General features: G+C 63.0%; 8 protein-coding genes. 2 read left to right on the plus strand and 6 right to left on the minus strand.

Annotated features, from left to right (window positions below; translation table 11 throughout):
- Positions 1-162 precede the first annotated feature (162 nt).
- From ABDW49_RS24495 to ABDW49_RS24515, 5 genes are all read right to left on the minus strand, one after another.
- On the minus strand, positions 163-1,176 hold the full coding sequence (locus ABDW49_RS24495) for a LacI family DNA-binding transcriptional regulator (protein WP_343616062.1): 1,014 nt from the start codon (positions 1,174-1,176) through the stop codon (positions 163-165).
- Positions 1,177-1,218: 42 nt separating this feature from the next.
- The gene (locus tag ABDW49_RS24500; protein ID WP_343616064.1) at positions 1,219-2,718 is read right to left on the minus strand and encodes a tryptophan halogenase family protein; all 1,500 of its coding nucleotides are present in this window, start codon (positions 2,716-2,718) and stop codon (positions 1,219-1,221) included.
- Between the two features lie 99 nt (positions 2,719-2,817).
- On the minus strand, positions 2,818-5,280 hold the full coding sequence (locus ABDW49_RS24505) for a TonB-dependent receptor (protein WP_343616066.1): 2,463 nt from the start codon (positions 5,278-5,280) through the stop codon (positions 2,818-2,820).
- 325 nt (positions 5,281-5,605) lie between these two features.
- Positions 5,606-6,106, minus strand: coding sequence for a hypothetical protein (locus ABDW49_RS24510; protein WP_343616068.1), 501 nt, complete (start codon positions 6,104-6,106; stop codon positions 5,606-5,608).
- Between the two features lie 210 nt (positions 6,107-6,316).
- Complete coding sequence (locus ABDW49_RS24515; RefSeq protein WP_343616070.1) at positions 6,317-7,309, minus strand: zinc-dependent alcohol dehydrogenase family protein; 993 nt, start codon at positions 7,307-7,309, stop codon at positions 6,317-6,319.
- Between the two features lie 573 nt (positions 7,310-7,882).
- Between ABDW49_RS24515 and ABDW49_RS24520 the strand changes: the two genes are divergently transcribed.
- Together ABDW49_RS24520 and ABDW49_RS24525 are read left to right on the plus strand one after the other, a co-directional pair.
- Positions 7,883-10,408, plus strand: a complete 2,526-nt coding sequence (locus ABDW49_RS24520; protein WP_343616072.1) for a TonB-dependent receptor — start codon at positions 7,883-7,885, stop codon at positions 10,406-10,408.
- A gap of 20 nt (positions 10,409-10,428) precedes the next feature.
- Positions 10,429-11,448, plus strand: a complete 1,020-nt coding sequence (locus ABDW49_RS24525) for a YncE family protein (protein ID WP_343616074.1) — start codon at positions 10,429-10,431, stop codon at positions 11,446-11,448.
- Between the two features lie 424 nt (positions 11,449-11,872).
- Here ABDW49_RS24525 and ABDW49_RS24530 read toward each other — a convergent pair whose 3' ends face one another.
- Complete coding sequence (locus ABDW49_RS24530; RefSeq protein WP_343616076.1) at positions 11,873-13,051, minus strand: monodechloroaminopyrrolnitrin synthase PrnB family protein; 1,179 nt, start codon at positions 13,049-13,051, stop codon at positions 11,873-11,875.
- Positions 13,052-13,055 lie beyond the last annotated feature (4 nt).

Genomic DNA, 13,055 nt, shown 5'->3' on the forward strand with positions numbered 1-13,055 from the left:
TGCACTCCATACCTCGCGCGACGGAAAGACTGCCTGCGGCGCTTTAGGTTGCGCAGGTGGAGAGGTCAGGCGCGAGGATCAGAGGAAAGGCCGCCCTGTCGCCGGAAGACGTCATGGGAGCGCGAGGGGGTAACCCCCTCGCATCTTCCTTCCTGAAATCCCCTACCCTGACATCCGCACAATCAACCGGGGCTCCATCACCACACTGTCCGTTTCCTCACCCGCGATCCGGCGCAACAGCATGTCCACCAGATGGCCCGCGCCTTCGTTCAGGTCCTGACTGATGGTGGTGAGACGCGGCACGGTCTGTTCGCTCATGGCGAGGCCGTCATAGCCGATCACCCGCATGTCTTCCGGCACGGACAGGCCTTGTTCCGCCAGCACCCGCAGGGCGCTCATGGCGATCACGTCGGAGGCGGCGACGATGCCTTGCGGGCGCTGGTCGGCATGGCCGAGGAAGCTGGCGATATCGGGATGCGCGGCTTCGGCCACAAGGTGGGCGGGCAGCACGGTCAATTGGTCGAGCAGGCCCGCGCGGGCCATGGCATCGCGGCAGCCGTCGAGGCGGTGGGCGATTTCCTGCGCCTTGGGGTCGCCGAAGAAGGCGATGCGCTCGCAACCCTGGGCGATCAGATGGCTTGCGGCCAGATCGCCGCCGAGGCGGTTGTCCGAGCCGACCGAACAATGCGTCTGGCCGGTGCTGTAACCGCCCCAGACCACCAGTGGATGGTAATGCGCGGCGACGGCATCGATGGTGGCGGATTGGTCCGACTGGCCGATGACGATGACCCCGTCAACGCGGCCTGACGAAGTCATGCGCTCCAGCCAGAGGTCGTCGGTGGGGATAACGCGGCTGAGGAGCAGGTCATAGCCGCGTTCGGTCAGGGCGTCGGCCAGTAGGCCCAGCATGGTGATGAAGAAGGGGTCGGACATGTGCTGCCCGGTTTCGTGGCCCAGCGGGATCAGCACGCCGATGGCCCCGGTGCGCTGGGTGCGCAGATTGCGGGCCAGCGCGTTGGGGCGGAAATTGTGCTCGTCGGCCAGGGCCTGAATGCGCTCGCGGGTTTTCAGGCTGATAAGGTGCGACCCGGCCAGCGCGCGCGACACGGTGCCGGTCGAGACACCGGCCAGCTCGGCCAGTTCCTTGATGTTGCGGATCTTGCTCCTGCCGTTCATGTTGCTGTTGTCGGCGCCATGGCGGGAATTGCAAGGCAATTCTCAGGCGCGGCAGTGGCGGTCGATCACCTGTCGGTGCGTGGGGGCGCGGGCGGCTTCTTCGGCCATGGCGGCGCGCAGACGGGCCAGCCAGCCGCGCGCATCAACGCTGCGGTGATCGAGCAGTGGGTCGAGGCCCACAGGATCGTTGAACTGGCCGATATGCACCGAGAGCCAGCTTGGCGGGGCGAAGAGATCCATCTCGCGCGCGATCAGGCGGCCATGGCGGCGGAAGTGGTCGATCTTCATCGCCAGCGTGTCGGGGATGTCCATCGCCGCGCAGTAACGCCAAAGCTCGGTGTCGTCGCGCTGGGTCAGCTTGTAGTGCAGAATGATGAAGTCGCGGATGCGCTCCATTTCGGTGGCGGCGATGCGGTTGAACTCGTCGCGCGTGGCCGGATCGAAGTCGCGGTCGGGGAAGAGGGCGATCAGCTTGGCGATGTTGGCCTGGATCAGATGGATCGAGGTCGATTCCAGCGGTTCGAGAAAGCCCGAGGACAGGCCGACCGCCACCACATTGCGGTTCCAGTGCAGCTTGCGCCGCCCGGTGGTGAAGCGCAGGGCACGCGGATCGCCCAGCGCCTTGCCGTCCAGCCTTTGCGTCAGCAGATCGGCGGCTTCGGTTTCATTCAGATGCTGGCTGCAGAAGACATAGCCATTTCCGGTGCGATGCTGCAGCGGAATGCGCCATTGCCACCCGGCCTCCTGCGCGGTGGAGCGTGTGTAGGGGGTGGGCTCTCCGACATTTTCGCAGGGCATGGCCACGGCGCGGTCGCAGGGCAGCCAGTGGGTCCAGTCCTCATAGCCGGTGCCCAGCGCCTGCTCGATCAGCAGCCCGCGAAAGCCCGAGCAATCGATGAAGAGGTCGGCCTCGAAACTGCGGCCATCCTCCATGCCGACGGCGGCGACAAAGCCATCCTCGCCGCGCAGGCGGGCACCGGCGATCTTGCCCTCGATGCGGCGCACGCCCTTGGCCTCGGCATAGCTGCGCAGGAAGCGGGCATAGAGCCCGGCGTCGAAATGATAGGCATAGTCGAAAGTGGAAAGCACCGAACGCGGATCGGCTGAGGGATGGGTGAACTTGTTCTCCTTCGCCAGCGCCCAGGCCATGGCGTGGTCATCGAGCGGGGCGGTTTCGCCCTCGGCCCGCGCCTTCAGCCAGTGCTGATGCAGCGGCACCATATCGAAATCGCGCCCATGCGGCCCGAAGGGGTGGAAATAGCAATGCCCCTGCCGCCCCCAGTTCACAAATTCGATGCCCAGCTTGAAGGTGCCCTGCGTGGCCTTCATGAAGGCGCGCTCGTCCACGCCCAGCGTCTGGTTGAACATGCGGATCGGCGGAATGGTCGCCTCGCCCACGCCGACGGTGCCGATCTCTTCGGACTCAATGAGCGTGACGGTACAGTCACGCTGCAGAGCATGCGCCAGCATCGCCGCGCTCATCCAGCCCGCCGTGCCACCCCCCACGATCAGCACCGAACGGATAGGCTTGTTGTCCATCATCTCTCCCCTCACCGTCTTTGTACCATGAAAAAGGCGGGCCGGAAGTTGCCCTTCCGTGCCCGCCTCTATCCCGCGATGCGACCCGCAGGGCTTCTTTGCTCAGAAGCGGTATTTGATCGACGCGGTCATCGTGCGGCCCAGCATCGCCGAATTGTCGAAGATCGCCTGATTGGCGGCCAGACCCGGCACCGGCCCGGTCACCGCAAGGCTGCCGTTGTTGGCGCGGAAGCCCAGCGTGTTGAACAGATTGTTGACGTTGAAGCCGATCTCCAGCCGCTCGACCGGGCGCACCTTCACGAAGGCATTGACGAAGGTGGAGCCGGGCGCCTGCGTCACCATATCGCCCAGATAGAAGCTGGACTGGCCGCTGACGCTGGCGCCGATCGCCGCAAAGCCCGCGTCATAGGTGGGCGAGAGCAGCCAGGTCCATTTGGGCATGGCAAAGGCGGTCTTCTTCGAGACGGCATCCTTGGCGTCGGTGTAGACGACATAGCCGTTCATGCTGAACTTGCCCCAGCCCATGTTGCCCGACAGCTCGACACCGCTGGCGTGATAGACGGTGTCGATGAAGGGGTTCTGGCCGCGGCTCGGCGCGGTGAAATCGTAGTTCGATTCCTTGACCTGCGCGCGATAGACCGTCGCCTCGCCATGCACGCGCACCTCGCCGAAGTGGCTGGTGTGCTTCACGCCCAGTTCCTGCTGGGTGACGGTGTTGACCGAGAGGTGGTCGCCGCCCGCCGTCAGCTTGCCGTCGCTGGTGAAGTTGTTGTCATTGTAAAGCAGGCGGTCGGCGTTGAAGCGCCCGCCGCTGCTGACGCGCACGAAGGCATTGGTGGTGTTCGTCAGCTTGTAGAGCGCGCCCACCGACCAGCTTGCATAGCTCTTGGTGTAGTTCAGGCGCTCGGTCGGGGTGGCCGAGGTGTTGTAGGTCGGCACGCTGGCGCTGCCCAGCGCGTCGCTGATGGTGATGTTGGCACCCGCCACCGGAGCATAGGCATAGCCGCCCGCATGGACGATATCGACGCGCACCGAGCCATCGACATTCAGGCGGCCGATGTCCGATTCCAGCTCGAAATAGGGCGCGTCATCGGTGTAGTTGACGTTGTACACCCGTCCGCCGCAGCAGCCGCCCCACTGGTTGTTGAAGCCGGTCAACCCGCTGGCCGAAAGCTGCGCCCCGCTGGCCGAGAAGAGATCGAGCGGCACCGGATTGCCCGTGCTGTTGAGCGACTGGGTGACATTGTTGATCCGCCAGTCCTGCGCGATGGTCTGGCGCATATGGAACCAGCCCGCGCGGGCGTTGACCTTGGCGATGCTGCTGACATCGAACTTGCTGGCCAGTGTCAGATCGTTGGCCAGGCTGCCCATGTCATTCATGTTCACATAGGCCTGCGCGCTGTTCGACACGAAGGGGCTGGTGTAGACCTGACCCTTGAGCGGCCCATCGGCATAGCGCAAGGTGCCGGTGCCCGCGATGGCCGAGGTCGAGGCTTCGCCGGTCCACTGGTTGCTGAAGGTACCGCTCATGTCGGTCCAGCGGAATTTGTCGGTGACGGTGATGTTATGGGCGAATTCGTAATGGAACTCGCCGCCCACCGAGGTGACGACCGGATGGATGCCCTGCATCTGCACCGTCTGCAGCGTGCCATTGGCGGCCAGCACACGGAAGCTCTGGTTGTAGAGACCAGTGGAGGCATATTGGCGCGGATCGATGCCGGGGATCATCGAAAAACCGGTGACCTTGTTGCCCGACAGGGTGGCCAGCGCGGGCATGGAGGTGAAGGTCGGCTCCTGATCGTCCATCCGCTTGAAATTCAGGCGGATGTAGCCCTTGCCGTCGGCGAAGTCCTTGGTGATGTTAGCCTTGATCTGATAGCCTTTTTCGGCGGTGTAGGGCAGATGCGTCGGGCCGTTGCCATCGACGGCATAGCCGCCGATGTGGAAGCGCACGCTGTCCGACAGATGGCCGCCATAGTCGAAATCGACGCGGGTCTCGCGGTAGTTGAGCGCCTTGGACAGGCCGATGGAACCGCCATCCTGCGTGCCAGTCTTAGACACATAGTTGATCACCGCGCCGGGCGCCTGGCTGGCAAAGGTGGAGGCGCTGCCGCCGCGCACGGCCTCGACACGGTCGACATTGTTGTCGAAGCGGATCCAGTAGTCGTTGTTGCCAAAGGAAATATCGCCGAACAGCGTGACCGGCAGGCCATCCTCCTGCAGCGCGACATATTCCGAGCCGCCGGTGCTGACCGGAATGCCGCGCACGCCGATGTTCGAATTGCCGCCCGGCCCGGCGGTGTCCTGAATGTTGAGGCCCGGAATGCTGCGCAGCGCCTCGGCCTGCGAGCGGGGCGTGAAGTTCAGGATCGAATCCTGGCTGACCTGCGTGACCGAGATCGAGCTGTTCTGCGCCGTCTTGCCTGCCGATGAGGCGGTGACGACGATGTCCTTCACGTCGCTATCACCGGCGGGCTTCGCATCCTGAGCGAAAGCGGGCGCGGCCAGCAGCGAAAGGGTAACGGCAACAAGCGATGCGCAGGGCGCGAGCAGAGACTGCTTCATAAGATCCTCCCCCGGAAAAAATCCTGCCGCTCCTTCCTGTTCTGGAGTCGGCTTGGCACTCTGTCTAGCCCAAAGACAATCGATTGCAATCTGTTTTGCAATTGATTGCACAATTTTCGCGCGTCGGCATCGTGAATGAATTTTTACGACGTGAATTCATGATCTTATGCCGATCTTCTGCCACATAATCTCATCATCAGACATGCTCGAACCCGCCCTGATCCGGCCCGGCATACAAGGATGGTGATGAATTTTTGCAACAGATCAGCTTCGGAGATTCTCGTTCTCCAGCGGTCGAAACGCTTTACCCATAAGCCATGAGGCGTCAGCGCTTCGCCTCGACATGACTTCTGAGGCTCTTGAGGAAGGTGTCGATCTGCCCCTGTGCGGCCTTCACCTCGGCATGGCTGGCGTCATCGCGTTCCAGCACCATGCGCAGTTCCGCAAGGGTGTCGCGCTCGCCTGGCGAGAGGTCGAAGGCCTCAACCTGTTCCAGCAGCGAGAGATAGTCATGCACCCGCAGCAAATCGCTGAACACACGCGAGATCGGTCCGATGAGAGCGGGGTTCTTCATCCAGCCCCCCTCCGCGCGGAACAGGTCCGTGGCCCGCTGGCCCGCGCCCCGGCAATCGAAAGCGATGCAGCCGCCAAACCCCAGATCCGCCCGCTGATCATGAACCCTGCACTGGCCACATGCATCGAGATTGGGGCACGGCTCACCCGCAGGCTTGTCGATCGCAAACAGGCTCGAGCGGTCGAAAGCGAGCGCCATGCAGCACAGGGCAGAGCAATTCGCGCAATCGGCGCGAAGCGAGATCGTCGTCATGTCACAGCCCCATACCGCAGCATGCGCCGCGATCACAAGGATGCCTTTTGGAAAATCCCGGCGATCCAGTCGAGGAGCACCCGCACCCGATGCAGCACCTGCGGATAGAGCGCCGAGAGCCGCGCCGGGTGGAAAGGTCCGGACCCAACGCGACAGCAGCCGCCCTCACCCAAGTGAGAGCGGCTGCCTTACCGTGCTGGGGATCAGCCTTTAGCGAGAGGCGCCTTCCGCGATATCGACGACGATCTTTCCGCGCGCTTCTCCGGCGCTCAGCGTGCGATAGGCATCGCAGACCGTCTCCAGCGTGAAATGACGCGCATCAACCATCGGCAGCAGGCTGCCCGCTTCGACAAGCTGTGCGGCCTGGGCCAAAATCTCGCCATGATGGGCGCGACCGACGCCCGACAGCAGCGGCATCAGGGTAAACACGCCCGAATAGCTGGCCCCCTTGAAGGACAGCGGCGCCAGCGCATGCGCGCCCCAGCCCAGACAACTGACCACATGGCCAAAGCGCCGCACGGCCTGGAAGGAGGCATCGAGCCCCACGCCGCCCACCGTGTCATACACGCGATCGAAGCCTTCTCCGGCGGTCAGGCGCGCGACATAATCGGCGACGGGCTCATGGCGGTCGATAAAGATCGCGCCCAGCCTTTCGATCACGCCCCGCTGCTCTGCCGAACCCGTGGCGAAGACCTCCGCGCCGCGCGACAGGGCGATCTGGACGGCGACATGGCCGACACCGCCCGCTCCGCCCTGAACCAGCACCGTGTCACCGGCCTTGACGTCCATGCGGTCCACCATGCCTTCCCAGGCGGTGATGGTGATCAGCGGCAGGGCGGCGGCTTCGCGCATCGACAGATTGGCGGGCTTGATCGCCAGCAGATCGGCGTCGACGATCGCGGCCTCGGCCAGCGACCCTTGATGACCGCCAACGCCGCCGGTCATGCCATAAACCGCATCGCCGGGGCGGAAGCGGGTGACACCCTCGCCGACAGCCTCGACCGTGCCGGCCAGATCGAGCCCGAGTACGGCGGGGACGGGATGCTTCGCATGGGCGGCCTGGCCCTGATGGATCTTGAGATCGAGCGGATTGACACCGCTGGCGGCGATGCGGACACGCACCTGTCCGGGGCCGGGCTGCGGCAGCTCGATCGTGGTGAGGGTGAAGGGGGCTCCGTTGGCTTCAAGAATGGCTGCTTGCATGATGGTTCTCGCTGATGTGTGGGCTGTTTCCCATGGCCCGCATCATCGGCCCGATGAGCCCAAACGAAAATCAACGATGTTGCACGAACCCCATGCAGTTTTGTTTGGGAGGTACCTTCATTCGCCACCAGCCCACCGGGACCGGGCAAGGTTCAAAACTCCAGCCTCAGGCGGTCCAGGCTTGGGCGCAGAGCAGTGTTACCGAACTTGCCGGGCTGCTCACGCTGCACTCCTAAAGCATGTGACGACCATCCAGCCCGACGAGGCCTCATTCGCCACCTTGGAAATATGAAAACTAGAATCGTGCTCGAAATTGATCTGTATCATATCAGATCTGAGCACATCATCAAGGCCGGTCATATTAATTTATAAAATTAAATCCGTCATGAAATTAAATTATCATCATTTATTTCATCATCTATATTTTAGTATATAGCTGAAAAACACAAAATCAGAACATTGAATAAATTTAATGATAAATCATGTTGGCAATAATCAATAATTATCGACACCATAACTGTAACATTTCGATTGAATGACCGGCATAAATTTTCATAAAAGCCGGGGACTAACATGCATACCAGACTCATCTCCTTGACCGCCCTTGCCTTTGCCATGCTGCCCGCCGCGGCCATGGCAACAGGCACTGACGCACCTGCCAATGACACCTCGGATCAAGGCGGCATCGTCGTCTCGGGGCGACTGGCGCATACCGCGCGTGAAGAGCAAAAGGCCGCGCCCAATCTCATCAATGTGCAGGCAGCCGAAGCCATCGCCAAATATCCCGATGTCAACGCCGCCGAAGCGCTCAGCCGCATGCCCGGTGTTGCCTTGTCGATCGACACCGGCGAAGGCCGCTTCATCAACATCCGCGGCCTGGACGGTAATTTCAACGGCTCGACCATGGGCGGTGTCGTCCTGCTCAACACCCAGCCCGGTGGCACCTATTTCAACGCGGCAGGCCGCGCGGTGGAATTCGACACCGTGCCCATCGGCGCGGTCGACCGCATGTCCATCATCAAGACCGGCCTGCCCGATCACGACGCCGAGGGCATCGGCGGATCGGTGGAACTGACCCCGCGCACCGCCATCGGCGCCAACCGTCTCTTCGCCGACGTCACGCTGGGCGGCGGCGTGGAAACCTTTGCCGGCAAGGGGCTTTATCGCGACGAGGTAGTGGTCGGCGGACCGATCGGCGGGCAGGACTCGAAGGTGTCCTTCGTGCTCAGCCAGTTCCTCTACAATGATCATCGCAGCTTCCACGATATGGAAGCCGGCTATGTCGATGCCGCAGGTACACCCGACAAGGCTTTCTCCGCGCTGGAACTGCGCAAGTATGATTATTATCGCCAGCGCTTCGGCTATTCGGGCGAGATGGATTTCGTGCCCTCGGAAGGGCAGCGTTATTATCTGCGCGCCAGCATGGCCGGATACAATGAGCATGCCTATCGCAACCGCATGGTCATCAATTTCGACGGCAACCCCACTGCCAGCGGCAACACGCTGACCGACACGGGCTCGGCGCAGAAGACGCTGCGCGATTATGACGAAACCCATCGCAACATCGTGGTGCAGCTTGGCGCTGACAATCATCTTGGCAATGCGCATCTGGAGTATTGGGGAGCCTATTCGCGCGCCAGCTATGACAAGCATTACGACTACAATTCGACCTACGACAACACCAACAGCTACACCATCGCTTACGACAACATCACCAACCCCAATCTGCCGGGCTACAGCGTCACACAGGGCACCGGGCTGACCAACCCCGCCAATTACACGCTGAGCGGGATCGGCAATCAGTCCGAGCATGATGTCGATCAGGAATGGTCGGGCGCGGGCAGCCTGTCGCTGCCGATCGGCCTGACGCCGGGCGACGAGATCAAGGTCGGCGCCAAGCTGCGCTTCCGCGACAAGGTCGCCCGCCCCTATACGGCCAGCGCCACGCTGACCGGCACGCGTTCGCTCTCGCAGGATGCTGTGGGCGGCAATGTCACCGATTTCTACCATGCCGGTTATGACATCGGCCCGGTGATCAATGGCCCGGCGCTGCGTTCACTCTTCGCGCAGAGCAATTCGGGTCTGGCGCTCAATCCGGGCGGTTATTTCGACGATACCGAGAACATCGCCGCCGGTTTCGCACAATATCAGGGCACGTTTGGCAAGCTGGGCGTGCTGGCCGGGCTGCGCTTCGAACACACCCATGCCGTCTATCGCGGCATCGGCAGCAGCACCGATGCCAATGGCAACACCACCTTCGCCCCGCTCTCCACCGGGCGCAATTACGACAACGTCTTCCCGACGCTGCAGCTGCGCTATCAGGCCAGCCCGAAGCTGGTCGCCCGTGCCACCTATTCCACCGGCATCGCGCGGCCCGGCTTCTACCAGACGCAGCAGTCCACCAGCGTCGATTTCGGCGGACTGACGGTCAGCACCGGCAACCCCAATCTGCTGCCGACCTACAGCCATAATTTCGATGCCTCGCTGGAATATTACCTGCCCGATGCCGGGGTGATCTCGATCACCGGTTTCGACAAGGAACTGCTCGACTATGTCGTCACCCGCACCAACCGGGTGAACGGCTATCAGGGCAATGCGGGGATCTTCCTGGTCTCGACCTATGAGAACGCCCGCCACGCCCATGCGCGCGGTTTCGAGCTGAATTTCGTCGACAAATTCACCGCCCTGCCCGGCCTGCTCAGCGGCTTCGGCATCGATGCCAACTTCACCCATGTGAACAGCGGCGTCGGGCTGCGCTCAGGCGAGGGCAATGTCACCCTGCCCGGCACCTTCGGCACATCGTGGAACGCGGCATTGTTCTATGAGCGCGGCAAGACCAAGGTCCGCCTCGCCTCGCAGTTCGAAAGCAGCGTGTTGTTCGGTGTCGGCTCCAGCCGCGCCACCGATGTCTTTCAGGACAGCCGCTACACGCTGGATCTGAACGGCAGCTATGACCTGACGCATCGCGCCCAGCTTTATCTCAACGTCAAGAACCTGACCAACGCGCCCCTGCGCTTCTACGAGGGTTCGCCCAATCGCCCCATCCAGCGCGAGTTCTACGATGTCACCATCGAGACCGGCGTGAAGCTGAAATTCTGATGCAGAAAGGAACCCCTGCCATGCCTTCTTCCTTCCGTTCCCTGCTGGCCGCCACCAGCGCGCTGCTGAGCGTGCTGGCCGCGCCTGCCGCGATGGCCGCGCCCGCCGCTCCGGCCTTTAAGCCCCTGCCCGCCATTCAGGCTCCGGACGATCTCTGGGATTTCGCCCAATGGGATGGTGAACATCACCGTCTGCTGGTCGCCCATGGCAAGGATGTGCTGGTGATCGATCCGGCCACCCGCCATGTGCGCGCCATCGGCCAGATCCAGTATGCCCACGCCGTGGTGCCGCTGCCTGGACGTGACCGCATTCTGGTGACCAGCAAATTCGACGACAGCGTGCGCATTCTCGATGGCGCCAGCGGCGCCGAAGTGAACCGCATCGCCGTCGCCAAGGACCCTGACGCCACGGTGCTGAGCGCCGATGGCCACAAGGCCTATGTCATGGCCGCCAAGGCCGGGGCGATCTCGGTGGTCGATCTCGACAGCATGAAGGAAACCGGGCGCATTCCGCTCAAGACCGGGCTTGAAGTGGCGGTGCTGGCCAGCCCCACGCTGCTGGCGGTGAACACCGAGGATTTCAACGAGATCGAACTGGCCGATCTGGCCACCAACAAGCCGGCCGGCACCATCCCGCTGCCCGGCTGCGAAGGCCCCACCGGCCTTGCGATGGGCGATGGCGGGCTGGCGCTGAGCGCCTGTGCCAATGGCAAGGCCGCGCTGGTCGACATCGCCCATCGCAAGGTGGTGCGTATGCTGCCGATCGGCATGGGGCCCGACACCGTGATCTGGGACGCGGCGCATCATCGCTTCCTGGTGCCTTGCGGCGAGAGCGGCTCGCTCTCGATTATCGCCATGGACAAGGCCGGCGCTCATGTGCAGCCCGCCGTGGCCACCGGGCCCAATGCCCGTACCGCTGCGTTCGATCCGGCGACGGGGCGGATTTATCTGCCCTCGGCCCGGTTGAATCCTGGGGTCAAGGGCAAGCCCAAGACGGTTGTGACCGGCAGTTTCCGGATTCTCGCACTATCCCCGCGCTGATCCGGAACGCTCCCCTGCATAGTTTGCCCTATGCAGGGGAGTACCCTTTCAAAAGCCATCAAGCGCCGTAACTCAAGACGATAGCAGTGCCGGGATCGCGCCACCCTATCGCGATCTCCCTATGATGCAGCCAGGCGATCGCCTGTACGAGGGTGAGCCCAGAGACAAGATCAAGACGGCAGCCCGGCAGGCAGCGTTGTTGCCGTCGAGTTGCCCGGTGGCACGGTGCTGATGAATGCGGAAAGCACGAGCCGGGTCTGATCCCCGGCCCATGCCGTCATGACGGTGACTGGCATCGCAGAGGCCTGCCACCCCGCCGGACGATCCGGACGATCAGCGAAAAGGGCCCCCGCGCCATAGGGTGGCCGAACGCATCCGTTTCGAGGTCTTCAACACCGCCCACCGGCCCGGCCGGTGCGCAGCCTCACCTGATGTCGACAAGCGCGCGCAGGCGCTCGATATCCCGGTGACGGGTGGGAATGTCGTCACGCGGTGCCGCGCAGCGATAGTCCCGCAACCGCTCCAGGCTGCGCAGCAGGACCTCGAGCGGCGGTCCGCTCGCGGTAAGGCTGCCCAGGGCGCGTGTGTTCACCTGCGCGGCGGGGCGGGTGATGAAGCGGTCCACCAGCATATCGTGATGCTGTCGCGCCGTCCGCCCGAACGTATCGCAAAGCCTGAGGAACGCCCTTGCGTTGGTCTGGAACCAGGGCTGATCCGCATAGCTGACGGCTGCGAGCAGGAAGGCGTCGAGCATGCTGGGCGTCGCCATGCAATCCCGCAACTGTGCCTGATCGCCCGGCATCATGAAGGGCATCTTCTCAAGCAGCAGTTGCGAATAATAGGGATCGCTGGCCCGGCAGAGGCCAAGCAGCAGGTCGATCTCGTTGATGCCGGGGAAGTCCCCGGCATTGGCGCCGCGATAGACGTTCCGGCCGACCCTGTAGGGCTTGTAATAGGGGCGCACGCTGTAAAAGAACCGATCGATATCCAGTGTCTCGAACAGACGCTGGTTGAAGCGAATGACCGCCTCCAGCGCGACACCGGCCTGTTCGAAGAGCACATCCGCGACCGGACTGCTCACACCGATGGCGACCAGTCGCCGCAAGGCGTCCGCCGCGCCCTGGAAACTCAGAATGCCGCGCGTGTTCTCGTCGATAAACAGGAACTCGTCAGGCAGCGCCGTAAAGCTCTTGCGCACCCCGTTCACGGCCAGATTATGCGTGGCCAGATGGGCGGTCGCAAAGCGCGGGGCCATGCCTGCCGCCGCGCCAACATGGAGCGCGAGCGCGGAGGCCTCCTTGTGGGGAGACTGCTCTTCGCGATCGGGGTTGGTCAGTTCATGGCGGCGCAGCGCCCCCAGATAGAGACCGACATTGCCGAGCAGATGGAACGCCGAGCCAAAGCCATCGGTGGTCCGCCCCTCCGCCAGCAGCGGCGCGATCAGCAGACGCCCCTCCTCGCACAAATGCTGCTTGATGCCGTCGCCGATCCCCTCGACCGCGGAGCGGTCCTCGCGGGCGAAATAGAATTCCTCCAGCTCGGTGTTCATCGCGACGAAATCCGTGCGGATCCAGCGATCAAAGGCTTCTGCGTTCTGTGTCATCGCC

The sequence above is a fragment of the Novosphingobium sp. genome, assembly GCF_039595395.1.
Classification (GTDB): Bacteria; Pseudomonadota; Alphaproteobacteria; order Sphingomonadales; family Sphingomonadaceae; genus Novosphingobium.

Coding starts and splice junctions, on each gene's coding strand:
- ABDW49_RS24495 (WP_343616062.1), bottom strand. CDS start 1,176: ATGAACGGCAGGAGCAAGATCCGCAACATCAAGGAACTGGCCGAGCTG.
- ABDW49_RS24510 (WP_343616068.1), bottom strand. CDS start 6,106: ATGACGACGATCTCGCTTCGCGCCGATTGCGCGAATTGCTCTGCCCTG.
- ABDW49_RS24505 (WP_343616066.1), bottom strand. CDS start 5,280: ATGAAGCAGTCTCTGCTCGCGCCCTGCGCATCGCTTGTTGCCGTTACC.
- ABDW49_RS24525 (WP_343616074.1), top strand. CDS start 10,429: ATGCCTTCTTCCTTCCGTTCCCTGCTGGCCGCCACCAGCGCGCTGCTG.
- ABDW49_RS24520 (WP_343616072.1), top strand. CDS start 7,883: ATGCATACCAGACTCATCTCCTTGACCGCCCTTGCCTTTGCCATGCTG.
- ABDW49_RS24515 (WP_343616070.1), bottom strand. CDS start 7,309: ATGCAAGCAGCCATTCTTGAAGCCAACGGAGCCCCCTTCACCCTCACC.
- ABDW49_RS24530 (WP_343616076.1), bottom strand. CDS start 13,051: ATGACACAGAACGCAGAAGCCTTTGATCGCTGGATCCGCACGGATTTC.
- ABDW49_RS24500 (WP_343616064.1), bottom strand. CDS start 2,718: ATGATGGACAACAAGCCTATCCGTTCGGTGCTGATCGTGGGGGGTGGC.